The sequence below is a fragment of the Micromonospora sp. CPM1 genome (assembly GCF_023896895.1).
Classification (GTDB): domain Bacteria; phylum Actinomycetota; class Actinomycetes; order Mycobacteriales; family Micromonosporaceae; genus Micromonospora; species Micromonospora tulbaghiae.
Genome location: NZ_JAMHIU010000022.1, coordinates 73,009 through 96,145 on the forward strand (window position 1 = coordinate 73,009; position 23,137 = coordinate 96,145).

General features: G+C 73.2%; 22 protein-coding genes and 1 tRNA gene. 9 read left to right on the forward strand and 14 right to left on the reverse strand.

Annotation, left to right across the window (positions count from 1 at the left end; genetic code table 11):
- Positions 1–4: 4 nt before the first annotated feature.
- From M8C11_RS24210 to M8C11_RS24230, 5 genes are all read right to left on the reverse strand, one after another.
- Positions 5–100 (reverse strand) — tRNA-Sec (locus tag M8C11_RS24210).
- Between the two features lie 45 nt (positions 101–145).
- Positions 146–1,321, reverse strand: coding sequence for an NrfD/PsrC family molybdoenzyme membrane anchor subunit (gene nrfD / locus M8C11_RS24215; RefSeq protein WP_252453375.1), 1,176 nt, complete (start codon positions 1,319–1,321; stop codon positions 146–148).
- Positions 1,318–2,361: a 4Fe-4S dicluster domain-containing protein gene (locus tag M8C11_RS24220; RefSeq protein WP_252453377.1), complete on the reverse strand. Its 1,044-nt coding sequence runs from the start codon at positions 2,359–2,361 to the stop codon at positions 1,318–1,320. Before M8C11_RS24220 ends, nrfD begins: the two co-directional genes overlap by 4 nt.
- Positions 2,354–5,677 (reverse strand): formate dehydrogenase, encoded by a 3,324-nt coding sequence (gene fdh, locus M8C11_RS24225; protein ID WP_252453380.1) that lies wholly within the window; start codon positions 5,675–5,677, stop codon positions 2,354–2,356. The genes M8C11_RS24220 and fdh overlap by 8 nt, the downstream gene beginning before the upstream one ends.
- Before the next feature lie 301 nt (positions 5,678–5,978).
- The gene (locus M8C11_RS24230; protein ID WP_252453383.1) at positions 5,979–6,566 is read right to left on the reverse strand and encodes a hypothetical protein; all 588 of its coding nucleotides are present in this window, start codon (positions 6,564–6,566) and stop codon (positions 5,979–5,981) included.
- 918 nt (positions 6,567–7,484) lie between these two features.
- On the opposite strand from M8C11_RS24230, the gene M8C11_RS24235 reads away from it, so the two are divergent.
- Positions 7,485–7,811, forward strand: a complete 327-nt coding sequence (locus M8C11_RS24235; protein WP_252453385.1) for a hypothetical protein — start codon at positions 7,485–7,487, stop codon at positions 7,809–7,811.
- Positions 7,808–8,458, forward strand: coding sequence for a nucleotidyl transferase AbiEii/AbiGii toxin family protein (locus M8C11_RS24240; RefSeq protein ID WP_091327688.1), 651 nt, complete (start codon positions 7,808–7,810; stop codon positions 8,456–8,458). The genes M8C11_RS24235 and M8C11_RS24240 overlap by 4 nt, the downstream gene beginning before the upstream one ends.
- 137 nt (positions 8,459–8,595) lie before the next feature.
- Here M8C11_RS24240 and M8C11_RS24245 read toward each other — a convergent pair whose 3' ends face one another.
- Complete coding sequence (locus M8C11_RS24245) at positions 8,596–9,498, reverse strand: SDR family oxidoreductase (RefSeq protein ID WP_252453387.1); 903 nt, start codon at positions 9,496–9,498, stop codon at positions 8,596–8,598.
- A 151-nt stretch (positions 9,499–9,649) separates the two neighbouring features.
- On the opposite strand from M8C11_RS24245, the gene M8C11_RS24250 reads away from it, so the two are divergent.
- Positions 9,650–11,437, forward strand: a complete 1,788-nt coding sequence (locus tag M8C11_RS24250; protein WP_252453389.1) for a bifunctional UDP-sugar hydrolase/5'-nucleotidase — start codon at positions 9,650–9,652, stop codon at positions 11,435–11,437.
- A gap of 39 nt (positions 11,438–11,476) precedes the next feature.
- Here M8C11_RS24250 and M8C11_RS24255 read toward each other — a convergent pair whose 3' ends face one another.
- Positions 11,477–11,662, reverse strand: coding sequence for a hypothetical protein (locus M8C11_RS24255; RefSeq protein WP_244933343.1), 186 nt, complete (start codon positions 11,660–11,662; stop codon positions 11,477–11,479).
- Positions 11,663–11,757: 95 nt separating this feature from the next.
- Between M8C11_RS24255 and M8C11_RS24260 the strand changes: the two genes are divergently transcribed.
- Complete coding sequence (locus M8C11_RS24260) at positions 11,758–12,792, forward strand: NAD(P)-dependent alcohol dehydrogenase (RefSeq protein WP_120569833.1); 1,035 nt, start codon at positions 11,758–11,760, stop codon at positions 12,790–12,792.
- Here the strand turns inward: M8C11_RS24260 and M8C11_RS24265 are convergent.
- Entirely contained in the window at positions 12,779–13,906 is a 1,128-nt protein-coding gene (locus tag M8C11_RS24265) for a geranylgeranyl reductase family protein (RefSeq protein WP_252453437.1), read from the reverse strand. The two genes, M8C11_RS24260 and M8C11_RS24265, sit on opposite strands and share 14 nt — an antisense overlap.
- Positions 13,907–14,049: 143 nt before the next feature.
- Between M8C11_RS24265 and M8C11_RS24270 the strand changes: the two genes are divergently transcribed.
- Both M8C11_RS24270 and M8C11_RS24275 read left to right on the forward strand, forming a co-directional pair.
- Entirely contained in the window at positions 14,050–14,286 is a 237-nt protein-coding gene (locus tag M8C11_RS24270; RefSeq protein ID WP_013286401.1) for a hypothetical protein, read from the forward strand.
- Positions 14,287–14,357: 71 nt separating this feature from the next.
- Complete coding sequence (locus M8C11_RS24275; RefSeq protein WP_121686423.1) at positions 14,358–15,812, forward strand: MFS transporter; 1,455 nt, start codon at positions 14,358–14,360, stop codon at positions 15,810–15,812.
- Here M8C11_RS24275 and M8C11_RS24280 read toward each other — a convergent pair.
- The gene (locus M8C11_RS24280; RefSeq protein WP_252453391.1) at positions 15,785–16,342 is read right to left on the reverse strand and encodes a helix-turn-helix domain-containing protein; all 558 of its coding nucleotides are present in this window, start codon (positions 16,340–16,342) and stop codon (positions 15,785–15,787) included. The genes M8C11_RS24275 and M8C11_RS24280 overlap by 28 nt on opposite strands.
- Before the next feature lie 71 nt (positions 16,343–16,413).
- Between M8C11_RS24280 and M8C11_RS24285 the strand changes: the two genes are divergently transcribed.
- Positions 16,414–16,755 carry a hypothetical protein gene (locus M8C11_RS24285; protein WP_135240228.1) on the forward strand — a complete coding sequence of 114 codons (342 nt, stop codon included), beginning with the start codon at positions 16,414–16,416 and terminating at the stop codon, positions 16,753–16,755.
- The gene (locus M8C11_RS24290; RefSeq protein ID WP_252453394.1) at positions 16,752–17,669 is read left to right on the forward strand and encodes a S9 family peptidase; all 918 of its coding nucleotides are present in this window, start codon (positions 16,752–16,754) and stop codon (positions 17,667–17,669) included. The genes M8C11_RS24285 and M8C11_RS24290 overlap by 4 nt, the downstream gene beginning before the upstream one ends.
- Before the next feature lie 51 nt (positions 17,670–17,720).
- On the opposite strand, the gene M8C11_RS24295 is transcribed toward M8C11_RS24290, so the two are convergent.
- From M8C11_RS24295 to M8C11_RS24315, 5 genes are all read right to left on the reverse strand, one after another.
- Positions 17,721–18,272, reverse strand: a complete 552-nt coding sequence (locus M8C11_RS24295) for a hypothetical protein (protein ID WP_121686419.1) — start codon at positions 18,270–18,272, stop codon at positions 17,721–17,723.
- A gap of 395 nt (positions 18,273–18,667) precedes the next feature.
- Positions 18,668–19,393: a hypothetical protein gene (locus M8C11_RS24300; protein ID WP_120569828.1), complete on the reverse strand. Its 726-nt coding sequence runs from the start codon at positions 19,391–19,393 to the stop codon at positions 18,668–18,670.
- A gap of 211 nt (positions 19,394–19,604) precedes the next feature.
- Positions 19,605–20,705 (reverse strand): DUF3626 domain-containing protein, encoded by a 1,101-nt coding sequence (locus M8C11_RS24305; RefSeq protein WP_308212783.1) that lies wholly within the window; start codon positions 20,703–20,705, stop codon positions 19,605–19,607.
- 112 nt (positions 20,706–20,817) lie between these two features.
- Positions 20,818–21,447: an MBL fold metallo-hydrolase gene (locus tag M8C11_RS24310; RefSeq protein ID WP_252453400.1), complete on the reverse strand. Its 630-nt coding sequence runs from the start codon at positions 21,445–21,447 to the stop codon at positions 20,818–20,820.
- Entirely contained in the window at positions 21,444–22,532 is a 1,089-nt protein-coding gene (locus M8C11_RS24315) for an S-(hydroxymethyl)mycothiol dehydrogenase (RefSeq protein ID WP_013286410.1), read from the reverse strand. The genes M8C11_RS24310 and M8C11_RS24315 overlap by 4 nt, the downstream gene beginning before the upstream one ends.
- 139 nt (positions 22,533–22,671) lie before the next feature.
- Between M8C11_RS24315 and M8C11_RS24320 the strand changes: the two genes are divergently transcribed.
- Positions 22,672–23,085, forward strand: coding sequence for a hypothetical protein (locus tag M8C11_RS24320; RefSeq protein WP_121686242.1), 414 nt, complete (start codon positions 22,672–22,674; stop codon positions 23,083–23,085).
- Positions 23,086–23,137 lie beyond the last annotated feature (52 nt).

Here is a 23,137-nt window from a genome sequence, read left to right on the forward strand (position 1 = left end):
GGTTTGGCGGAGACGGACGGGAATCGAACCCGCCTGGCCCGGGTCCCGGACCACACCGGTTTTGAAGACCGGGAGGGGCACCAGCCGCCTGAACGCCTCCACGCAGCAGTCAACCACAGCGGACGGAAGGCCGCCCGGGGAGGTGTCAGACCTGGTCGGCGGCCCGCCGGTCGGCGCGTTCGCGCTGCGGCACGACCGTGTACCGCGGATCGCGCGCCGAGGCGACCCCGCCGTGGAAGATGCCGAACCGGGTGCACACCGACGCGGCGATCAGCGCGCCGCCGGAGAGCGCGGACAGCACCCGGCTGCGCCGGCCGACCAGCGCGCCGACCACACCGGCGGCGGTCAGCGCCCGGCCCGCGCGCAGCAGCTTCCCCGGCGTGCCCTGCGTGTAGGGCTCGCTGAGCAGTCCCAGCCGGTTCTCCACCCGGTGCGAACCCCACAGCTCCATCGCCGCGCCCGCGACCGCGAGGCGCCGCGCCGGACCGGCCTGGGCGCAGGGCGCGGCCACCAGCCCGACACCGGCGCCGCTGGCCAGGGCGCTGCCCGCGAAGACGGCCGGCAGTTCCGGGTACGCCTCGTGCCACGACGGCACCGCCGTGTCCGCCAGCAGCACCCCGGTGTACGTGGCCAGCGCCGGCGCGGTGACGGCGGCGACCACACCGGCGGCGTGCCCGGCCGGGGGCAGCAGCCGGCGCCCGAGCCCCAGCACGCCGCGCTCGGGCAGCAGCGGGGCCGCCTCGGCGACCGCGGCGACCCCGGCGGCCGGGCCGAACACGCTGAGGATCCAGGTGCCCACCGACATCGGCGAGGTCACCTTCGCCACCCGCAGCATGTGGTGGAAGCGCGACGGCCGGCCCAGGTCGTTGATCAGAAAGTAGGTGCTCGCGCCGACCCCGGCCAGCGCGGCGATCCGCCCGGCGCGGCGCAGCGCCGGGCGGCCGGTGAGCTGCCCGCCCGCGGCCAGCAGCGACGAACCGGCGGCGAGGCCGCCGGTGAACAGGTACGCGGCGATGTCCCACCGCCACACCGGCGGCTTGAGGACGGGCCGGCCGTAGTAGGAGGTGAACTCCGCCGGCGGCACGTTGAGCTGCTCCCCGCCGCCCTTGCCGCCCCTGCGCCGGCGCGGGGACGCGTCGCGGGGCGGGTGCGGGGCCAGCCCGGCGTCGCGGGAGCCCGCGTCGGTCCGTCCCACGCCGGGACCGGCCGCGGTGGCCCGGCTGCCGTTCTCGCGTTCGGCGGCGGTGCCGTTCTCCCGTTCCGCGGACAGGCGCTCGCGGAAGCGGCGGAACAGGTCACCGACCGGGCGGTCCGGGCTCACGACGATCCTCCGACGAACGCGGCGACGGCAGCCGCCGCCATGGCCAGCGCGGCGAACCCGGCCCGCTTCCACATCTTCGGCAGGTCCCGGGTGGTGACCACCGGGTCCGGCGGCAGCCCGTACACCTCCGGCTCGTCCTGCAGCAGGAAGAACGCGCCGTCGCCGCCGACACCGTCGGTCGGGTCGTGGCCGTACAGCCGCGCCTCCGGCACGCCGTGCTCGTGCAGCGCGGTGACCCGCCGGGCGGCCCGTTCCCGCAGCTCGTCGAGCGGGCCGTACTGGATCGACTCGGTCGGGCACGCCTGCGCGCAGGCGGGCGTCATGCCCGCGCCCATCCGGTCGTAGCACAGCGTGCACTTCCACGCCCGGCCGTCGCCCTTACGCTGGTCGATCACGCCGTACGGGCAGGCGGAGATGCAGTAGCCGCAGCCGTTGCAGATGTCCTCCTGCACCACCACGGTGCCGAACTCGGTGCGGAACAGCGAACCGGTCGGGCACACGTCCAGACAGGCCGCGTGCGTGCAGTGCTTGCACACGTCGGACATCATCAACCAGCGGAAGTCGGTACGGGACTCCACGCCGGTGACCCGCCCGGGCGGCTGGGCGCCGGGCATGCCGAGGAACTCCGGACCGGCGGCCATCCGCGCCGCCGCCTCCGGCCGCCCCGGCGGCAGGCCAGGGTTCGTACCCGTGTCGGGTGCGGTGACCGCGCCGACCGCCGCGGACTCCGGGCTGATCGCCGGGCCGGTCGGGTCACCGGCGAACGGCGGCGTGCCGTGCCCGGCCGGGCGGGGCTGCTCGATGAACGCGACGTGCCGCCACGAGTTCGCGGTGAGCGCGCCGGTGTTGTCGTACGACATGCCGAGCAGGTCGAAACCCGAGTCGGGGACGCCGTTCCACTCCTTGCAGGCCACCTCGCACGCCTTGCAGCCGATGCAGACGCTGGTGTCGGTGAAGAAGCCCATCCGGGGCGGCGCGTCGACCCAGCCCGCGTCCGGGGCCGGGTCGAGCGGGCCGTACAGGCTGTTGGCGTCAGGCATCCCGATCCCCGTCCTGGTGCGCGGCGGCCGACTGCTCGTCGGTGCTGCCGGCGGCGTCGTCCCCGCCGGCCGCGTCGGTGGTCACCAGGGGCACCTTGCGGTCCGGTGTCATGCCGGCCCGCCGCTGGTAGTCGCCGACCAGGTCGAGCAGCGGCGGGCCGGTGGGCCGCCGCCCGGGCCGGATGTCGCAGGTGCCGACCTTGCTCTCCTGGATGAGGACGTTCGGGTCCAGCGTGATGCCGAACAGGTCGTTCGCCGAGTCGCCGGTGACCAGGCCCTCGGTGCCGAAGTGGTACGGCAGCCAGACCTGGTGGATGATCCGACCGTCCACCCGCAGCGGGGTGAGCCGGTCGGTGACCAGCACCCGCGCCTCGATCACCGCACGGCCGCTGATCAGGTGCGCCCAGCCCAGGTGCGCCAGCCCGATCTCGCCGGCCAGCTCCGGGGACACCTCGACGAACATCTCCGGTTGCAGCTCCGCCAGGCGCGGCACGGTACGGCTCATCCCACCGGCGGTGTGGTGCTCGGTGAGGCGGCTGACCGTGAACACGTACGGGAAGACCTGGCTGTGCGGCTCCGGCGGACTCGGGTTCATCCGGTTGATCGGGTGCTCGTAGATCTTGCGGGTCGGGTTGGCCTGCTGACCGTAGAGCGGGTTGCGCATCGGCGACTCGGCCGGCTCGTAGTGGGCCGGCAGCGGGCCGTCGAGCACGCCGCTCGGCGCGTACAGCCACGCCTTGCCGTCGCCCTGCATGACGAACGGGTCGTCACCGGCGAGCGCAGCCGGGCCGGAGGCGCCCTCGGGCGGCCGGTACGACGGCGGCTTCGTCTTCTCGAAGTCCGGCACGTCGTACCCGGTCCACTCGCCGGCGTCCGGATCCCACCAGACGTACTTCTTGCGCTCGCTCCACGGCCGGCCGTCGGGGTCGGCGGAGGCGCGGTTGTAGAGCGTGCGCCGGTTCGCCGGCCACGCCCAGCCCCACTCGGCCGCCACCCAGTCCTGCTCGTGCCGGGACCGGCGGCGGGCCGCCTGGTTCACCCCGTCGGCGTAGACGCCGGAGTAGATCCAGCAGCCGATCGCCGTGGAGCCGTCGTCGCGGGCCTCACCGAAGGCGTTGAGCGGGCGGCCGGTGGCCACCTCGTACCCGTTGATCTCCTTGAGCACCGCCTCGGCGCTCGGCTCGGCGTGCGGACCGTGCGTGGGGTAGTCCCAGGCCAGGTCCAGCAGCGCGCGGTCGCGGCGCTCGCTGGAGCGGGCCAGCTTCTCCCGCAGCACCCGGCCGAGGTGGTAGAAGAACCACAGCTCGGAGCGGGCGTCGCCCGGCGGGTCGACGGCCTTCTCCCGCCACTGCAGCAGCCGCTGGGTCTGGGTGAACGTGCCCTCCTTCTCCACGTGCGAGGCCGCCGGCAGGAAGAACACCTCGGTGCGGCACTCCTCCGGCACGATCTCGCCGGTGGCGACCTCCGGGCTGTTCTTCCAGAACGTGGCACTCTCGATCATGAACAGGTCGCGGACCACGAGCCAGTCCAGGTTGGCCATGCCCAGGCGCTGGGCCCGGCCGTGCGCCGAGCCGACCGCCGGGTTCTGGCCGAGCAGGAAGTAGCCCTTCACCCTGCCGTCGATCATGTTCAGGACCTGCTGGTACGTGCCGTGGTCACCGGTCATCCGGGGCATGTACCCGTAGCAGAAGTCGTTCTCCGGCGTCGCCGCGTCACCCCAGTACGCCTTGAGCAGGCTCGCCGCGAAGGCCCGCGAGTTGCCCCAGAAGCCCTTCTGGCCCGGGTGCCGGATGCTGTCGACCCACTCGTCGAACGTCGGATGGTCGGCGTGGTGCGGCATCGGCAGGTAGCCGGGCAGCAGGTTGAACAACGTCGGGATGTCGGTGGAGCCCTGGATGCTGGCGTGCCCGCGCAGCGCCAGGATGCCGCCGCCCGGCCGGCCCATGTTGCCCAGCAGCGTCTGGATGATCGAGCCGGTGCGGATGTACTGCACGCCGACGCTGTGCTGCGTCCAGCCGACCGAGTACACGAGCGCGCCGGTGCGCTCGCGGCCCGAGTTCTCCGTCCAGGCGCGCGCCAGTTCGAGGAACTTCTCCTCCGGGATGCCGCACACGCGGGCCACCATCTCCGGGGTGTAGCGGGAGAAGTGCCGCTTCAGGATCTGGTAGACGCAGCGCGGGTGCTGCAACGTCTCGTCCCGGGGCGCCTGCGCCGGCACCGGCTCGCCGTGCGACTCGTGCTCCAGCCCGGAGGCCGAGTCACGTTCCTTGCCGGTGCCCCGGATCTTGGCGTTGTCCTCCTGGCCCTCGTACTGCCAGCTCGTGTGGTCGTACGAGCCGGTGTCCGGGTTGTAGCCGGAGAACAGGCCGTCCAGGTCCTCGGTGTCGGCGAACTGCTCGCTGACGATGTTGGCCGCGTTGGTGTACGCCAGCACGTACTCCCGGAAGTCGAGCTCGTTCTCCAGGATGTAGCGCACCACGCCGCCGAGCAGCGCGATGTCGGTGCCCGCCCGGATCGGCAGGTACGTGTCGGCGAGCGCGCTGGTACGCGTGAACCGCGGGTCGACGTGGAAGACCTTCGCGCCGCGCTTCTTCGCCTCCATCACCCACTGGAAGCCCACCGGGTGGGCCTCGGCCATGTTCGAGCCCTGGATGACGATGACGTCAGCGTTGGCGAGGTCCTGCTGGAAGTCCGTGGCGCCGCCGCGACCGAAGCTGGTCCCCAGACCGGGGACGGTGGCGGAGTGTCAAATACGGGCCTGGTTCTCGATCTGGAGTGCCCCCATCGCGGTGAACAGCTTCTTGATGAGGTAGTTCTCCTCATTGTCCAGCGTCGCGCCGCCGAGGCTGGAGATGCCGAGCGTCCGGTTCAGCGGGCGGCCGTCGTCGTCGACGTCCTCCCAGGTCTCCGCGCGGGCGGCGAGGATCCGGTCGGCGATCATGTCGAGCGCGACGTCGAGGTCCAGGTCTTCCCACTCGGTCGCGTACGGCCGGCGGTAGCGGACCTTGGTCTGGCGCAGCGGGCTGGTCACCAGGCTCTTGCTGGCCGAGCCCTTCGGGCAGAGCCGGCCGCGCGAGATCGGGCTGTCCGGGTCGCCCTCGATCTGCGTAACCTTGCCGCCGGAGTGGAAGACGCGCTGCCCGCAGCCGACCGCGCAGTAGGGGCAGACCGAGCGGGCCATGCCGTCGGCGGACCCGGTGCGGGGGGCCAGCCCGGCGGAGCGCGCCGACTGGGCGGCGGCGCCGCGACCGAGCGGGTCGGTGCCGGTGAGTTGCCGGTAGACCGGCCACCCCTGGATGAACGTCTTGAAACCCATCCGGGCACACCCCCTCTCCGTCGAGAACGGCTCACCTCTGCCTGTAACCCTAGGCCAGCGGCCCGGGGCGTGCGACTCGAGCCCACAGACAGAGCCGCCCCGGCCGGATGGCCGGGGCGGCTCTGGGCGTCGGTGTGCATGTCGCCTCTCGGCGAGTGGCGCGACGCGGCTCCAGCCGAACGGTATTCCGCGAAGGCAATTTAGGTGAGGCCCGGGGACACTGGACACACCGACGCTCTGCACAACGGTACCGGGGTCACGGTTCTTCCGCTCGTTCGTCGTGACCCCGGTCACCGCCGGGTCAGCTGTTCCAGTGCTCGGCCACCAGGTCGGCGGCCTGCTGCTCCCACTGGGCGTAGTGGTCCGGGTAGGCGGACACCTGGACGGTCTGGGCGGCCTTGGTCAGCGGCATGTCCTGCCAGCCGTCGACCTGCTTCAGGCCCTTCAGGAATGCGGTGGTGGAGTATTCGGGGTCGGTGATCTGCTCCACCGTGCCCCACCCGCTGGAGGGGCGCTGCTGGAACAGGCCCTGCGAGTCGTGGTCGTTACGGTCACCGAGGTGGCCGAGGTTCTCCAGCTTCGACTCCTGCAACGCCGTGGCGATGGAGACGACCGCGGCGCGCTCGTCCATGCCGGCCTTCTTCGTCGCCGCGATGATCGCCTTGACATTGGCGGTCTGCTCGTCGTCCAGGTCGACACGGGACTGGGGGCCCTGCACACCGTGCGGGATCAGGGTGTTGCTGTCGAGCTTCGCGGCCTGGGTGGTCGTGACGGCCGTGTCCCGCACCGCAGGGGTGCCGGTGTCGTGGTTGAGGGGGCCGGCGGCCAGGCCACCGGCGACGGTCAGACCGGCGATACCGAGGATGCTCTTACGCAGGATGCTGTTCATGGTGGGCTCCGTTCGGGGGTCGACGCACACCCGGGGGTGGGGTGCGTGGGCACCGTCAGGCGCTCAGGGAAGTGTTCGGGGGGATCCGGCGTCTACTCTCGCGGCCCGCGGACGCCGGGGGTGGCGTGCGGGGCGCACTGGTCGCGCCGGAGACATGTCCAACGACCGCCGGCCCGGGATCATTCCCGGACGCCGCCGCCCGCGTTCTCGAGGGTGCGGGGCGCGCTGCTGCGGTCGTTCACCAGGTATAACGCCCCGACCCCGTCGGCGATTCCGCCGCACGGGTGTCCCCGACCACCCCGAAACCGGACACCCGACGCACCCCCGGACACCACCCCCGACCCGCCCCGCTCCCCCACTCCCGCCCGGGCCGCCCTCGCCGCGTCGATCATGAGGTTGACGGCAGATGATGCCCGGTTTGTCCCCGTCAACCTCATGATCAACGGGGAGGTCGGGGCCGCCGACGGCAGACCCGCCCGCGAAGCAGGCCCCGAGCGGATGTCGCCGGTCTCGGTGGAGGGCCGCGCGGGAGATCTTGGTAAAGAAGGGCGGGCACGTACCAAGATCTCCATCCGTCGGCGGAGGGCATCACCGCAGGGCGGACGCCGGCGCGAGCGAACCTCACCAGGTCCGGCGCACCGGCCACCGGAGATCTTGGAAGGAAACGGCCCTCATAGAGGCCGAAATCCTCCAAGATCTCCGGTGGGGTGCCGCGCGAGGTGAACAAGCCGAGCAATCGCGACGGGCGATCATGAAGTTGGCGGCACGAGCTGACCGGTTTGTCCGGCCCAACCTCATGATCGACGGGGCGCGGCGGGGCGGGGCGCGGCGCGGCAGGACGGGACGGGGCGGGTGCTGTGGGGGCGCTGCGCGGGACGGATGGGGGGAAAGGGGCCGGGTTGGGGTTACCCTGATGCCATGTCGGTCACCGCGCACGCGTACCTCGCCCGCCCCGGGCGACCCGCCGTGGTGGCGCGCACCCTGGACGAGCTGACCGGTCCCACCACCGGCATCGTCGAGCTGCCGGTACGCCTGATGTGGAGCAGCGAACGCGCCTTCGACCTGGGCGACGCGGACGAGTTGCTCTGGATGTACGAGAACGTGCTGCGTGAGACGACCCGGGTGGAGGATCTGCGCGCGCTGATCCACGCGGGCACGCTGCGCCGGTTGTGGCCGCTGCTCAACCTACCCCGGGGCGTACGCCTGGCCTGGGAGGGCCGGCACCGGAGCCTGCGCCCGGCGTGACCCACCCGCACGACTTCTACCGCCAGGTGGCCCGGGTGGCGCTGGCCGCCGCCGGCCCGCACCGGTTCGTGCTCGGCGGCGGGGTGGCGTGGGCCGTGCACGGCCTGGTCACCCGCCCCACCGAGGACGTCGACCTGTTCGCCGACGTGGAGGGCGCCGCCGCGGCGGCGGCCGACGGGGTACGCGCGGCGCTGGAGCGGGCCGGTTACCGGGTGGCCGAGGTGGACCCGGGCGGGCTGGGTGAGGTGTTCGACGGCTTCGACCGGGACCTGCGCGACTTCGTGGTGAGCCGGGACGGCCGGCAGATCCGGCTCAGCCTGGCCCGCCTGGACCGGCACCGCAGCCCGGTGGTGATGGACCTCGGCCCGGTCATGGACGTCCGCGACCTGATCGCCAACAAGACCGCCGCGCTGGTGAACCGGCGGGAGGTACGCGACTACATCGACGTGTCCGCCGCGCTGGACCGGTACGCGGTCGCGGAGCTGCTGGAGCTGGCCCGGCAGGTCGACCCGGCACTGGACGACGAGGACGTGCGCGCGGCGGGCCGTTACCTCGACGGGCTGGCCGACCGCCGGTTCACCCGGTACGGCCTGGACGCGCCGCGGATCGCCGAGGTCCGCCGCCGGATGGCCGCCTGGCCCCGCTGACGGGGTGCGCCCGAGAGTCGGAGGAACCCGGCCACGCCGACCGGGGTCGGCCACGAGTCGGAACGACCCCGGCAGGCGGCGGGGACCAGACGGACGGCGGCCGGACGGGAAGGGACCAGCAGGGACCGGACGGGCCGTCACTTCGTCGGGCGGCCACCCGTGACGCCGAGGATCTCGCCGGTGACGTAGCTGGACTCCTGCGAGGCGAAGTAGACGTACGCGGGGGCCAGCTCGGCCGGCTGACCGGGACGGCCCAGCGGCGTGTCGGTGCCGAACTGCTTGACCTTCTCCTCCGGCATGGTGGCCGGGATCAGCGGCGTCCAGATCGGGCCGGGCGCGACCGCGTTGACCCGGATGCCGCGCTCGGCCAGGTTCTGCGCGAGCGCCTTGGTGAAGTTGGCGATGGCGGCCTTGGTGGTGGCGTAGTCGAGCAGTTGCGGCGACGGGTCGAACGCCTGGATCGACGACGTGTTGATGATCGTCGAGCCTTCCTTCATGTGCGGCACCGCGAACTTGCAGAGCCAGAACATGGCGTACACATTGGTCTTGAAGACGCGGTCGAACTGCTCGGTGGTGATGTCGAGCAGGCCGTTGTCCTGCGACATCTGGAAGGCCGCGTTGTTGACCAGGATGTCGACGCCGCCGAGGTCGCGTACCGCCTGGTCGACGAGCGCGCGGCAGTTGGCCTCCTCGCGCAGGTCGCACTGGACGGCGACGCCCTTGCGCCCGGCCTGCTCGATCTGGCTGACGGTCTCCCGGGCGTCCTTCTCCTCCTCGTCGCCGAGGTAGGTGACGAGCACGTCGGCGCCCTCGCGGGCGAAGGCGATCGCGACGGCCCGGCCGATGCCGGAGTCGCCGCCGGTGATGACCGCCCGCTTGCCGGTGAGCCGGTCGCTGCCCCGGTACGACTCCTCGCCGTGGTCGGGCTTCGGCCCCATCTCCTGTTCGCTGCCGGGCGGCGTCTGCTGCTGCGCCGGCTGTCCCTCGCTCTGTCCGTACTGCTCGGCCGGGTGCTGCTGGGTGAACTGGTCCTCGCTCATGGATCCGCCCCTACCCCGGTGACCGGCGCGAAAACAGCAGCGTGTGACCGGAAGGGAAACAATTCGGGCCGGTGTGGCGCACGTGACATGTGGTGGTTATGGTGCGCAACGGCGCCCACGAGGCGCGTACCCCCATTCGGAAAGGCACCTCATGACCTCCTCCTCCGGCGCCTCCCGGCGCCAGGTGCTGGCCGTCGCGGCCGCCGCCGCGACCGCTCCCCTGCTGGCCGGCGCGCCCGCCGAGGCGAAGCCGAAGCCGAAGACCTGGGACCTGACGATCCTCGGCACGTCGGACACCCACGGCAACGTCTACAACTGGGACTACTACAAGGACGCCGAGTTCGACGACAGCAAGCACAACGACGTCGGCGTCGCGAAGCTCGCCACCCTGGTCAACCAGATCCGCGCCGAGCGCAAGGGCCGGGCCACGCTGGTCCTGGACGCCGGTGACACCATCCAGGGCACGCCGCTGGCCACCTACTACGCCAAGCAGGAGCCGATCACCAGCACCGGTGAGACGCACCCGATGGCCCGCGCGATGAACGTCCTCAGGTACGACGCCGTGACGCTCGGCAACCACGAGTTCAACTACGGCCTGCCGCTGCTGGCGACCTGGATCGAGCAGCTCGGCTTCCCGGCGCTCGCCGCGAACGCGCTCAACGCGAAGACCGGCAAGCCGGCGTTCCTCCCGTACGTGATCAAGGAGGTCAAGCTCGGCGGGCACGGCGCGCCGAAGCTGCGCGTGGGCATCCTCGGCCTGACCAACCCCGGCGTGGCCATCTGGGACAAGGGCAACGTCGAGGGCCGCCTCGTCTTCGCCGACATGGTGGCCACCGCCGCGAAGTGGGTGCCGGAGATGCGCCGCCGCGGCGCCGACCTGGTCGTCGTCTCCGCCCACGGCGGGGACAGCGGCACCTCCAGCTACGGCCCGGAGCTGCCGAACGAGAACCCGACCGCGCTGATCGCCGAGCAGGTGCCCGGCATCGACGCGATCCTGTTCGGCCACGCGCACAACGAGGTGCCGGAGAAGTTCGTCACGAACCTCACCACCGGCGAGCGGGTGCTCACCTCTGAGCCGTCGAAGTGGGGCCAGCGGCTGACCCGGATGGACTTCACGCTGACCCGGGAGAAGGGCCGCTGGACGGTGACCGCCAAGTCGGCCACCACGCTGAACACCAACACCGTGGTCGAGGACCCGGCGGTGCTCGCGGCCGTGCGCGGCCAGCACGCCACGACCGTCGAGTACGTCAACCGGGTCGTCGCGCAGTCGAGCGTGGAGCTGTCCGCCGCCGAGTCGCGGTACAAGGACACGCCGATCCTCGACTTCATCAACCACGTCCAGACCGAGGTGGTCACCGAGGCGCTCGCCGGCGGCGAGTACGCGGGCCTGCCGGTGCTGTCCATCGCCGCGCCGTTCAGCCGTACCGCGGTGTTCCCGCAGGGCGACGTGCGGATCCGCGACGTGGCGGGCCTCTACGTGTACGACAACACGCTGGAGGCGGTCGTGCTGACCGGCGCCGAGGTGAAGGCGTACCTGGAGTACTCGGCGAAGTACTTCGTGACGCTGCCGGCGGGCGCGCCGGTGAACCCGGAGACGATCAGCGACCCGGCGGTGCCGGACTACAACTACGACGTGTTCTCCGGCGTCGACTACGACATCGACATCGCCAAGCCGGTCGGCGAGCGGATCACCCGCCTGGTGCTGGCCGGCACCGACACCCCGGTCGCGGCGGACGCCCGGTTCGTGGTGGCGGTGAACAACTACCGGCGCAGCGGCGGCGGCAACTTCCCGGGCATCGTGAAGACCCAGGTCTACAACGCCCAGCAGGAGATCCGCCAGCTGCTCATCGACTGGGCGCAGGCCAAGGGCGTCATCGACCCGGCCGACTTCTTCGTGCCCAACTGGAAGCTGGTCCGCGAGGGCGTGCCGGTCTTCTGACAGTGGGGCGACGGGGTCCGGGCGCCTGTCCGGGCCCCGTCAGCCGCCCGCGCGCAGGTGCCACTCCGACTCCCCGCCGACCGGATCCGGGCGGTCCGGCGGGAACTCGGTCTCGGCGGCCTCGATCCGCTCCTCCGGGCGTACCCGGGCCGGCAGTTCGCCGAAGCGGACGTGCCGCAGGAACGCGTACTGCTCGTCGGTGAACGACTCGGCGGATTCGCTCATGACCGCATTGTGCGCCTGCCCGTCCCGTCTCCGCATCAACCGCCTCGGCACGGGTATGCCGCCGCGTCGACCGTCGGCGACGAGGTGGAGGAGACATGCGCGCAGTACGGATGACCGCACCCGGTGTGCTGGAGCACACGGAGGTGCCCACGCCGCAGGCCGGCCCCGGTGAGGTGCTGCTGCGCGTCGGCGCGGTCGGCGCCTGTCACTCCGACCTGCACATCCTCGACGCGCCGGCGGGCGTGTTCCCGATCCCGATGACGCTCGGGCACGAGATCGCCGGCACCGTCGACACGGTCGGCGCCGGGGTCGACGGCTGGTCGCCGGGCGACCGGGCCGCGGTCTACGGCATCATCGGCTGCGGCCGGTGCCGGGCCTGCCTGCGGGGCGAGGAGAACCGCTGCCGGGTCATCCCGGTCGGCGGCATCGGGCTCAGCCGCGACGGCGGGCTGGCCGACTACGTGGTGGTGCCCGCGTCCCGGCTGCTGCCGGTGGGCGACATGGACCTGACCCAGGCGGCGCCGCTGACCGACGCCGGGCTGACCCCGTACCACGCGGTGGAGCTGGCGCGGCCCCGGCTGCGGCCCGGCACCTCCTGCGTGGTGATCGGCATCGGCGGGCTGGGGCACATGGGGTTGCAGATCCTGCTGGCCACCACAGCGGTACGGATCATCGCGGTGGACACGAACACCGCCGCGCTGGACCTGGCCGGCCGCCTCGGCGCCCACCACACGGTGCAGGCCGGCCCGGACGCGGTGGACAAGATCCGCGAGCTGGTCGGGCCGGCGCCGGACGGCGCGGACGTGGTGCTCGACTTCGTCGGCGCGCAACCCACGATCGACACCGCCCGGCAGGTGGTCGCCACCGGCGGTCAGATCCTGCTGGTGGGCCTGGCCGGCGGCACGCTGCCGGTGCGGCCGGTCGCGGACGAGCCGCCCCCGGTGCCGCTGGAGACCGGTGTGGTGGTGCCGTTCTGGGGCACCCGGGCGGAACTGCACGAGGTGATCGCGCTGGCCCGCGCCGGCCGGCTGCACGCCGACGTGCACACATTCCCCCTCGCGGAGGCGCCGCAGGCGTACGAGGCGCTGCGCCGGGGCGAGGTGCGGGGGCGGGCGGTCATCGTCCCCTGAGCGGGGGCAGCCGGTCCAGCAGCGCCAGCCCGGCCCGCACCGGCCGCCGGTCGAGCACCTCGGCGAAGCTCGTCCGGCCCTGGCAGAACCGGACGAACATCCGCCAGCCGGGCGGGCTCGCCAGCATCGCGTGGAACACGTCGGGCCGCCGCTCGAACACCTCCAGCAGCCGGTGCCCGGCGCGCATCTCCGGCGTCAGCCGCCGGTCGACCTCCCGGGCGTACGCGTCGAGGTCGCCGGCGGCCACCGCCTCCCCGGCCAGCCGGCCGGAGCGCAGCGCGTAGCTGATCCCCTCGCGGCTCCACGGTTCCAGCAGCCCGGCGGCGTCCCCGGCGACCAGCACCCGGCCGTGCCGCAGCGGGGAGTCCCCGGTGCGGCAGCGGGTCAGGTGGCCGGAGTCGTGCTCCGGCGTCACCCCGGACAGGCCGAGCCGGTCGGTGAAGTCGCGCAGGTAGGCGCGGGTGCGGTCGCCGTCGCCCCGGGCGGCTATGACACCGACTGTCAGCCGGTCGCCCTTGGGGAAGACCCACGCGTAGGAGCCGGGCAGCGGCCCCCAGTCGAGCAGCACCCGGCCGCGCCAGCGGTCCCGTTCGGCGGCGTCCACCGGCAGTTCCAGTTCCAGCCCGAGGTCGACCTGGCGGAAGCGCACCCCGACGTGGCGTGCCGTCACGCCGGACGAGCCGTCCGCGCCGATGACGGTACGGGCGCGTACCGTCTCACCGCCGGCCAGGCGCAGGCGTACCTCGTCGGGGTCCTGCTCGATCGCGCGGACCGCGACGCCCTCGCGGACCTGTGCCCCGGCGGCGACGGCGGCGGCGCGCAGCCGGTCGTCGAACTCCTCCCGGCGGATCATGGCGACCAGCGGCGCCGGGTGCCGGCGGGTGAACGCGCGTCGCCCGTCCCGGGTGAACGTGACCCGGCCGACCCGGTCGTGGGCGGGAACCTCGACGCGGTCGCCGACCTCGGCCAGCGACGTGCCGATCAGGCCGCCGCCGCACGTCTTGTACCGGGGGTGGGTGGCCCGTTCGACCACGAGCGTGCGGACGCCGGCCCGGGCCGCGGCGTGCGCGGCGGAGAGTCCGGCGGGCCCGCCGCCGACCACGACGAGATCCATGATCACGGGTGCAGCCTAGGGCACCGCCGTGCCGCGCCGCCCGGTACGACAGTCGAACGGGTGAGCATCATCGCGGCCCGTCCGGGTAACCGCCGGTCGCCGGCCGTCCGCGGGTCGGGCGGTCCACGCCGAGGAGGGAAGCGATGCCTCAGGTCCAGCTGTCTGCGGTCGAGGAACGGGTCTACCAGGCGGTTTCCGCGCTGGAGGTGCAGGGGCACGTCCCCTACCCGGACCTGATCGCCCAGGAGACCGGGATGACCGAGGAGGAGCTGCGCGAGCCGCTGCACTCGCTCACCGAGCGAGGGCTGCTGCACCGCGAGGACTCCCCGATGTCCGGCCTGGACTTCGGACCCCGGTGGTGCGCGCGCCAGATGGCGTGATCGGGTCGTTTGCCCCACCGGGCACCGGGTAGCGATCGGAGTCGGGTGATCGACGGTCAGTGGGGGGCACGATGAGCGAGGGCCGGTCGTCGACGCCGGTGCAGGACACCGGGTACGACGGCCGGCGCCGCTGGCGTGCGCTGAGCGTCGGCCTGATCGCGGCGTTCATGACGCTGCTGGACGTCAGCATCGTCAACGTCGCGGTGCCCTCGATCGACCGGGCGTTGCAGGCCACGCCGAGCGACCTGCAGTGGGTGCTGTCCGGGTACGCGCTGACGTTCGGCCTGGTGCTCGTGCCGGCCGGGCGGTTCGGCGACGCGCGCGGGCGGCGTACCGCGTTCGTGGTCGGGGTGGGCCTGTTCACGCTCACCAGCGCGCTGGCCGGGCTGGCCCGTTCCCCGGAGTGGCTGGTCGTCGCCCGGCTCGTCCAGGGCGCCGCCGCCGGTGTGGTGAATCCTCAGGTCAGCGGCATGATCCAGGAGTTGTTCCGGGGCGCGGACCGGGGCCGGGCGTTCGGGCTGCTGGGCGCGACGATCGGCATCTCCACCGCCGTGGGTCCGCTGCTCGGCGGGTTGCTCATCGAACTGGGCGGCGCCGAGCACGGGTGGCGGTGGGTGTTCTTCGTGAACATCCCGGTCGGGATCGTGGCGATGCTGCTCGGCTGGCGGCTGATGCCGGCCCGGCCGACAAACCCCGCCGGGCGGGGCCGGCTCGACCCGCTCGGCGTGCTGCTGCTCGGCGCCGGGGTGACGGTGATCCTGCTGCCGCTGGTGCAGCGGGAGCAGTGGCGGGGCCCGGGCAAGTGGCTGCTGATCCCCGTCGGCCTGCTGCTGCTCGCCGGGTTCGCGCTCTGGGAGCACCGGTACGCCCGGCGCGCCCAGCCGTTGTTCGACCTGCGGTTGTTCACGGTCCGCTCGTACACGCTCGGCGCGCTGATCGGCCTGATCTACTTCGCCGGGTTCACCGCGATCTTCTTCATCTTCACGCTCTATCTCCAGATGGGGCTCGGCTACAGCGCGCTCGTGGCCGGCCTGGCGATCACCCCGTTCGCGCTCGGTTCGGCGCTCGCCTCCGCGCTGGGCGGCCGGGTGGTCACCCGGTACGGCCGTCCGCTCGTCGCGATCGGGCTGCTGGCGGTGGTGGCCGGGCTGGTCGCGACCGACCTGGTGCTGGCCGGCGGGCCGCACGAGAACGTGCCGCTGCGGACCGCGCTGCCGTTGCTCGTCGCCGGGCTGGGCAGCGGCCTGGTGATCGCGCCGAACCAGACGCTCACGCTGTCCGAGGTGCCGGTGCCGATGGCCGGCAGCGGCGCCGGGATGCTCCAGACCGGGCAGCGCATCGGGTCGGCCGCCGGCATCGCCGCGGTGGGCGCGCTGTTCTTCTCGACGCTCGCCGCCGACCGCGGCGACTGGAGTACTGCGTTCCGCCACTCACTGCTGCTCGCCGCCGGGATCATCGTGCTGGCGCTCGGCGCCGCCGTGGCGGACATCGTGCTCGGTCACCGGCGGTCCGCGGGCCGCTCCTGACCGGCGGCGGGCAGCAGGACGGTGGTGAGCAGCCGCCGGATGCGGCCGGGGCCGGGGCCGAGCGCCGCGTACTCGGCGAACAGCTCGCGGAACCGGGTGACGAACTCGGCGGTCTCGGCGTCGGTGGCGTGGAACGCGTTCTGCCGGTAGCCGGCCACGTCGCGGGCCAGGTCGCCGCCGCCGGCGTCGAGGTAGCCGTCGAAGTCGGCGAGCAGGCCCGCGACGAAGGTGAGGAACGCCTGGCGGTGCCGCTGCGGGCTCATGGCCCGGGCCTCGTCCGGGTCGACCGACGCGGCGCCCTCGACAAGCCGGTAGCTGCGCTCGACGGCGCCGCGGGCCCGCCGCTCCCCCACCGTGTGCAGCACGCCGTGGTCGGCGAGCGTGGCGACCTGCCGGTAGAGCGTGGCCGGTGGCACGTCGCTCAGCGCGGCGCGCAGGTCGGTGGTGGTGAGCGTGCGGCCGCCCAGGAACGCCTGGACGATGCGCAGCCGGATCGGGTGCAGCAGCAGCTCCACGGTGTCGAGTGCCACAGGGGCTCCCCTTTTTGTTATCGCCTCCGGTAATGTTCTCACTGACGATAACAGAACTGAGGAGTTCGCCGATGGCCACCATCGACATCACCGCCGACCGCATCGACGTCCGGCTCACCACCGCCGAGAAGATCTGGGCCCTGCGCGGCGACCTGTCGTTCCCCCGCTCCGCCGTCAGCGGCGCCGTCGTCGTACCGGACGGTGCCCGCGCCACCCGCGGCATCCGGGCGCCCGGACTCGGCGTCCCCCGCACGCGCAACGTCGGCACCTGGCGCGGCAAGGCCGGCAAGGAGTTCGTCAGCGTCCGCGGCGGGCAGCCGGCCGTCCGCATCACCCTCACCGGCCAGGCGTACGACTCCCTGCTCATCGGCGCCGACGACGCCGACGCGGTGGCCGCGGCGGTGCTGCGGTGACGATCGACCGTCCGCTCGCCGTCGACTCGGCCGGGCAGCGGTTGTCCGGCACGCTCACGCTGCCCGACGGCGCCGGGCCGCATCCGGTGGCGCTGCTGCTGCCCGGCTCCGGGCCGATCGACCGCGACGGCGACCACCGCCGCCTGCCCCTGGGCATCCAGCGGCACCTGGCCGCCGCGTTGAGCGGGGCCGGGATCGCGGTGGCCCGGTACGACCGGCGGGGCGTCGGCGAGAGCAGCGGCGAGTTCCTGCGTACCGGCTTCCACGACAACGTCGACGACGCGGCCGCCGTCCTCGCCGCGCTGCGCGACGACCCGGCCGTGGACGGCGGGCGGATGTTCCTGGTCGGGCACAGCGAAGGCGCACTCACCGCTGTCGCGCTCGCCGCGCGCGGCGTACCGCTGGCCGGCCTGGTCCTGCTCTCCGCGCCCGGGCGCACCGGCGCCGAGGTGCTGCGCTGGCAGGCCGGGCGACTGCTGCCCACCCTGCCCGCGCCGGTACGCCTCGTGCTCCGGCTCACCCGCACCGACCTGGTGGCGAAGGTGGCCCGCAACCACGAGAAGATCCTCGCCACCGACAAGGACGTGGCGTGGGTCGGCGGGCAGCGGCTCAACGCCCGCTGGTTCCGGGAGTTCCTGCGCTACGACCCCCGGCCGGACCTGGCCCGCGTCGACGCCCCGATCCTCGCGCTCACCGGCGACAAGGACCTCCAGACCGACCCGGCCGACCTGCCGGTCATCGCCGCGCACGCGGGCGGGCCGGTGCAGACAGGGGTGCTGCCCGACGTCACCCACGTGCTGCGCCGCCAACCCGGGCCGCCGTCGCTGCGGGCGTACCGGGACGAGGCGAAGCAGCCGCTGGACCCGTCGGTGGTCGAGCCGGTGCTGTCGTGGCTCGCCGCGCACAGCGGCTGAGGGCACGCGAAAGGCCGGCACCCGATCCGGGTGCCGGCCTCTCGTCAGGTCTTACTTGTTCCAGTGCTCGGCGACGATCTCGGCGGCCTGCTTCTCCCACTGCGCGTACGCGTCGGGGTAGGCGCTGACCTGCACGGTCTGCGCGGCCTCGGTCAGCGGCATGTCCTGCCAGCCGTCGACCTGCTTGAGGCCCTTGAGGAACGCCAGCGTCGAGTACTCGGGGTCGGTGATCTGCTCCGGCGTGCCCCAGCCGCTGGACGGCCGCTGCTGGAACAGGCCCAGCGAGTCGTGGTCGTTGCGGTCACCCAGGTGACCCAGGTTCTCCAGCTTCGACTCCTGCAGCGCGGTGGCGATCGAGATGACCGCGGCGCGCTCGGGCAGGCCCGCCTTCTTGGTGGCCGCGATGATCGCCTTGGCGTTGGCGAGCTGCTCGTCGTTCAGGTCCACGTGCGACTGCGCGCCCTGCGGGCTCACGCCCTGGACCGCGACGGCGGCCGGCGTGGTGGTCTCCGCCGCGTGGGCGGCGACCGGACCGGCGAACACGCCACCGGTGAAGGCGAGACCGGCGATACCGAGGATGCTCTTGCGCAGGATCGTGTTCATGATGGGCTCCGTTCGGGGGTCGACGCATCCGGGGGTGGATGCGTGGGCACCGTCAGGCGCTCAAGGGGATCTCGGGGGTCCGGCAGCGCGGGGCGTGCCGGGTGCATCTGCAACGACCGGCGGCCCGGGGTTGTTCCCGCCGGGGGCGCTCGGCGGCGCCGCTCCGGTCGCGCACCGGGTTACAACGCCACCCGCCCGCCCTCGATTCCGCCGACGGGGTGCCGCCCACCACAGCGCAACCGGACATCGCCCCCACCCCGCGCCCCTCCCCCGTCGATCTTGGAGTTCTGGCGCCCGGGATGTCCGTTTCACGACGGCTGGGAGGTGCCACAGCTCCAAGATCGACGACAACGGCCGGCACCCCTGGAAGGGGGCCGGCCGTTGTACGGGTCGGGTTACCAGACCTGCTGGACGATGTCCGCCGCCTGCTCCTCCCACTGCGCGTACGCGTACGGGTAGGCGGACACCTGGACCGTCTGCGCGGCCGTGGTCAGCGGCAGCTCGTGCCAGCCGCCGACGTTCTTCAGCGCGTTGAAGAACGCCTTGCTGGAGTACTCCGGGTCGGTGATCTGCTCGGACGTGCCCCAACCGGACGACGGGCGCTGCTGGAACAGGCCCTCCGAGTCGTGGTCGTTGTACGCGCCGAGGTGACCCAGGTTGTACAGCTTCGACTCCTGGAGCGAGGTCGCGACGCCGATCACGGCGCCCCGCTCCCCCACGCCGGTCTCCTTGGCCGCCTCGACGATGGCCTTGGCGTTGTCGAGCTGCGCGTCGTCGAGCGGGATGCGCGACTGCGCGCCCTCGACGCCGTGCGGCACGAGCTTCTCCTTGGCCGGCCGGTCGGCCCTGGTCGGCACCTTGTCCAGGCCGGTGGTCTGGCCGGGCTTCACCGACTCGGTGGAGGTCTTCTTGCCGGTGGCCAGGTCGATGGCGGCCTTGGCGCCGGCGTGCGGCCCGCTGGTGACCGGCGCGGCCACGGCGACGGGGCCGACGGCCAGTCCGCCCAGTACGGCCACCCCCGCCACGCTCAGCGCGGCACGGCGGTTACGGGAGACGGCGGCGGTCTTCGCGACGGCGGTCTTCGCGATGGCGGGGAGCCATCGAGTGAAGTGCTGCTTCACGATGGTTGCCCTTTCGATCGTTACGACGCGCTCCGGGGTGAGCGCCCCTCGAGGGACTACCGCCGGGTAGGTGTTTGGGTTCCGGCGGTACGGGGGACACAACGATGCCGCCCTGTCGGTCATTCCGGAAATGCCGGGCAGGGCGGAGGCTGCGGTCCAGGTCACCCGGAATTCCGGGCAGCGGGGCCGCGGCCACCGCAGACCGGGACGATCAGGCCGGAACGCCGAACCGGACCAGCACGTGCCAGAGCTGCTTGAGGTGCTGGAGCGTCACCTCGGCCGGTCCCCGGTCGGCCCAGCGCTGCGGTTCGCGTACCACCGAGGCGGCGGCGCGGCCGACGAGCGCCGCGTGCAGCGGCTCCCCCGGGCGGGCGAACTCGGCGTGCACGCGCGCGGCGAGCGGCGGGATGTCCGGGCCGCGGAACTCGGCGTCCACGCCGTCGACCGGCAGCACGAAGCCCGGATGGAAGCGCAGCGCCAGGCCGTGCCGCCCGGCGATCCCCTCCAGGCGCCGCCCCACGTCGGTGCCGCGGAACGACGGGTCGACCACGAGCGCCTCCACGTCGCGGGCGAGGCTGATCTCGCCGTGCACCTGCGCCTCGATGTAGTCGTCCAGCGCCCGGCCGACCCGCCCGGACTCCCGTTCCCGCCGCCGCAGCAGCGTCCGCAGCAGCGTGCCGGTGTCCGTGCCGGCCACGCCCAGGGCCACGCCGGTCCCGGCGGTGGCGGTCAGCAGCGCCGCGAACACCGGCTCGAAGACGTCGACGGTGCCGAACTCGGTGGGCTCGACGTGGCTGTCACCGAAGCTGAACGTGGCCCGGGCCAGCGCCTCCGGGCGCAGCCGCATGTGGCAGGACCCGAACCGGGGGCACGCGCCGTCGGCGTGGTCGAGCAGGTTCAGGCCGCCGTACTTCGGGCGCTCCGCGGGGAGCACGCCGGGACGCTGGTACGCGCCGCCGAACATCGCCTGCTCCCAGACGTCCCGGTCGCCGCCCGGGTACGCGGTCAGGCCGCCGTTGGAGACGCCGGTCTCGAACTGGCTGCGGTAGACGCCCTCCTCGTCCAGCGCCTCGACCACGGTGCGGCCGTCGCGCAGCACCCGGTCGGGGTGGAAGTTGAGCGTCAACCGGCCGTTCCCGGTGATCGCGGCGACGACCTCCTCGTACCGGTAGGTCGTGCCGGAGGCGGCGAGGTGGCGGGCGATGACGGCGAGCGCCGCGGAGCGGTCGCGCAGCGCGACGTCGCGGACGTGGCGCAGCGCGGCGGACTGGGCGTCGGTGAGGATGGCGACGGGCACGGGCCCGAGTATCACCGGACCGGACGTCGCGCGGCCACGCGGTTTCCGCGCCGGTGACGAGTCCGGCCCCGACGCGCGCAGGCCCGGACCGGGGTGCTCCGGCCGGGCCCGCGCGGGTGTGTCGTCCTCAGTGGCCCCGGGCGATCCACTCGTCCAGGTGCGGCGCCTCGGCCCCGATGGTGGTGTCGTCGCCGTGCCCGGTGTGCACCACCGTCTCCGGCGGCAGCGTGAGCAGCCGGGTACGGATCGACTCGACGATGGTGCCGAAGTCGCTGTACGACCGCCCGGTCGCGCCCGGTCCACCGGCGAACAGCGTGTCGCCGGTGAAGACCGCGCCCAGGTCGGGGGCGTAGAGGCTGCACGCGCCGGGGCTGTGACCGGGCGTGTGCAGCACCCGCAGCGTGGTCCCGCCGACGGTGAACGTCTGCCCGTCGGTCAGCTCGCCGCCCGGCGGCGTGTCCGGGTGCACCATGTCCCACAGCACCCGGTCGGCCGGGTGCAGCAGCACCGGCGCGCCGGTGGCCCGGGCCAGTTCGGGCGCGACCCGGACGTGGTCGTCGTGGGCGTGGGTGGCGATGATCGCCAGCACCCGCCGGTCACCGATCACCTCGCGGACGGCCGCCGCGTCGTGCGGCGCGTCGAGGACGACGCACTCGGCGTCGTCGCCGATCACCCAGACGTTGTTGTCCACGTCGAACGTCTGGCCGTCGAGCGAGAACGTGCCGGAGGTGACGGCGTGGTCGACGCGGGCGGTCACGGGAAGACCACCACCGAGCGCAGCACGTCGCCGTGGTGCATCCGGGCGAACGCCTCCTCGACCTGGTCGAGGGCGATCTCCTCGGTGACGAACGCGTCCAGGTCCAGCCGGCCCTGCCGGTACAGCTCGGTCAGCATCGGGAAGTCGCGGCTGGGCAGGCAGTCGCCGTACCAGCTGGACTTGAGCGCGCCGCCGCGGCCGAAGACGTCCAGCAGCGGCAGGTCGACGGTCATCTCCGGGGTCGGCACGCCGACCAGCACGACGGTGCCGGCCAGGTCGCGCGCGTAGAACGCCTGCTTCCACGTCTCCGGACGCCCGACCGCGTCGATCACCACGTCGGCGCCGAAGCCGCCGGTGGCCGCGCGGATGGCCTCCACCGCGTCGTCCTCGGAGGCGTTGACGGTGTGGGTGGCGCCGAACTTGCGCGCCCAGTCGAGCTTGCGGGAGTCGGTGTCCACCGCGATGATCGTGGTCGCGCCGGCCAGGGCCGCGCCGGCCACCGCCGCGTCGCCGACGCCGCCGCAGCCGATCACCGCGACCGAGTCGCCCCGGGTCACGTTGCCGGTGTTCATGGCCGCGCCGAGACCGGCCATCACGCCACAGCCGAGGAGGCCGACCGCTGCCGGCCGGGCCGACGGGTCCACCTTCGTGCACTGTCCGGCGTGCACGAGCGTCTTCTCGGCGAACGCGCCGATGCCGAGCGCCGGGGTCAGCTCGGTGCCGTCGGTGAGCGTCATCTTCTGCGTCGCGTTGTGGGTGGCGAAGCAGTACCAGGGGCGGCCGCGCCGGCAGGCCCGGCACTGCCCGCAGACCGCGCGCCAGTTGAGCACCACGAAGTCGCCGGGCGCCACGTCGGTGACGCCGTCGCCGACCTGCTCCACGATGCCGGCGGCCTCGTGGCCGAGCAGGAACGGGTAGTCGTCGTTGATGCCGCCCTCGCGGTAGTGCAGGTCGGTGTGGCAGACGCCGCACGACTGGATGCGGACCACCGCCTCGCCCGGCCCCGGGTCCGGCACCACGATGGTGGTGACCTCCACGGGCGCGCCCTTGCGCCGCGACACGACTCCCCGGACTTCCTGGCTCACGGTGCCTCCTTCGTTACGTGCGTCTGCACCCAGAACCTACCGCTGATCATGACCCGCGAACCAATGAAGCCCGTCGGATTGTCCTGGTCATGACCGGGTACCCGGTGTGCCGGTTCTACCAGGTGGGACGGGAGTGATCATGAGGCTGTCGCATGCGCCGCTGCGGGTCGCCATCGGCGCGTACATCCTGAACTCGGGGCTGGGCAAGCGGGGCCTGGAGGGTGAGGCCGCCGCGGGCATGCACGGCATGGCGGCCGGCGCGATGCCGCAGCTGCGGCAGATCCCGCCGGACCGGTTCGCCGTGCTGCTGTCGCGCGGCGAGGTCGCGCTCGGCGCGGCGCTGCTCGCCCCGTTCGTCCCGTCGCTGCTGGCCGGCGCCGCACTCACCGCGTTCGGCGCGGGCCTGGTGCAGCTCTACCTGAAGACGCCGGGCATGCGCGAGGGCACCAGCCTGCGGCCGAGCCAGGCCGGCATCGGCCTGGCCAAGGACGTGTGGCTGGTCGGCGCGGGGCTGACCCTGGTGCTCGACTCGCTGGTCCGGCACGGGCGCTGAGCCGCCCGAGCCGAAGCCGGGCCGGGCCGCCCGCACATCGCCGGGCCGCCCG

Coding starts and splice junctions, on each gene's coding strand:
- M8C11_RS24260 (WP_120569833.1), top strand. CDS start 11,758: ATGCGCGCAGTACGGATGACCGCACCCGGTGTGCTGGAGCACACGGAG.
- M8C11_RS24255 (WP_244933343.1), bottom strand. CDS start 11,662: ATGAGCGAATCCGCCGAGTCGTTCACCGACGAGCAGTACGCGTTCCTG.
- M8C11_RS24275 (WP_121686423.1), top strand. CDS start 14,358: ATGAGCGAGGGCCGGTCGTCGACGCCGGTGCAGGACACCGGGTACGAC.
- M8C11_RS24270 (WP_013286401.1), top strand. CDS start 14,050: ATGCCTCAGGTCCAGCTGTCTGCGGTCGAGGAACGGGTCTACCAGGCG.
- M8C11_RS24320 (WP_121686242.1), top strand. CDS start 22,672: ATGAGGCTGTCGCATGCGCCGCTGCGGGTCGCCATCGGCGCGTACATC.
- M8C11_RS24220 (WP_252453377.1), bottom strand. CDS start 2,361: ATGCCTGACGCCAACAGCCTGTACGGCCCGCTCGACCCGGCCCCGGAC.
- M8C11_RS24245 (WP_252453387.1), bottom strand. CDS start 9,498: ATGAGCGAGGACCAGTTCACCCAGCAGCACCCGGCCGAGCAGTACGGA.
- M8C11_RS24250 (WP_252453389.1), top strand. CDS start 9,650: ATGACCTCCTCCTCCGGCGCCTCCCGGCGCCAGGTGCTGGCCGTCGCG.
- M8C11_RS24235 (WP_252453385.1), top strand. CDS start 7,485: ATGTCGGTCACCGCGCACGCGTACCTCGCCCGCCCCGGGCGACCCGCC.
- M8C11_RS24285 (WP_135240228.1), top strand. CDS start 16,414: ATGGCCACCATCGACATCACCGCCGACCGCATCGACGTCCGGCTCACC.
- M8C11_RS24295 (WP_121686419.1), bottom strand. CDS start 18,272: ATGAACACGATCCTGCGCAAGAGCATCCTCGGTATCGCCGGTCTCGCC.
- M8C11_RS24265 (WP_252453437.1), bottom strand. CDS start 13,906: ATGGATCTCGTCGTGGTCGGCGGCGGGCCCGCCGGACTCTCCGCCGCG.
- M8C11_RS24230 (WP_252453383.1), bottom strand. CDS start 6,566: ATGAACAGCATCCTGCGTAAGAGCATCCTCGGTATCGCCGGTCTGACC.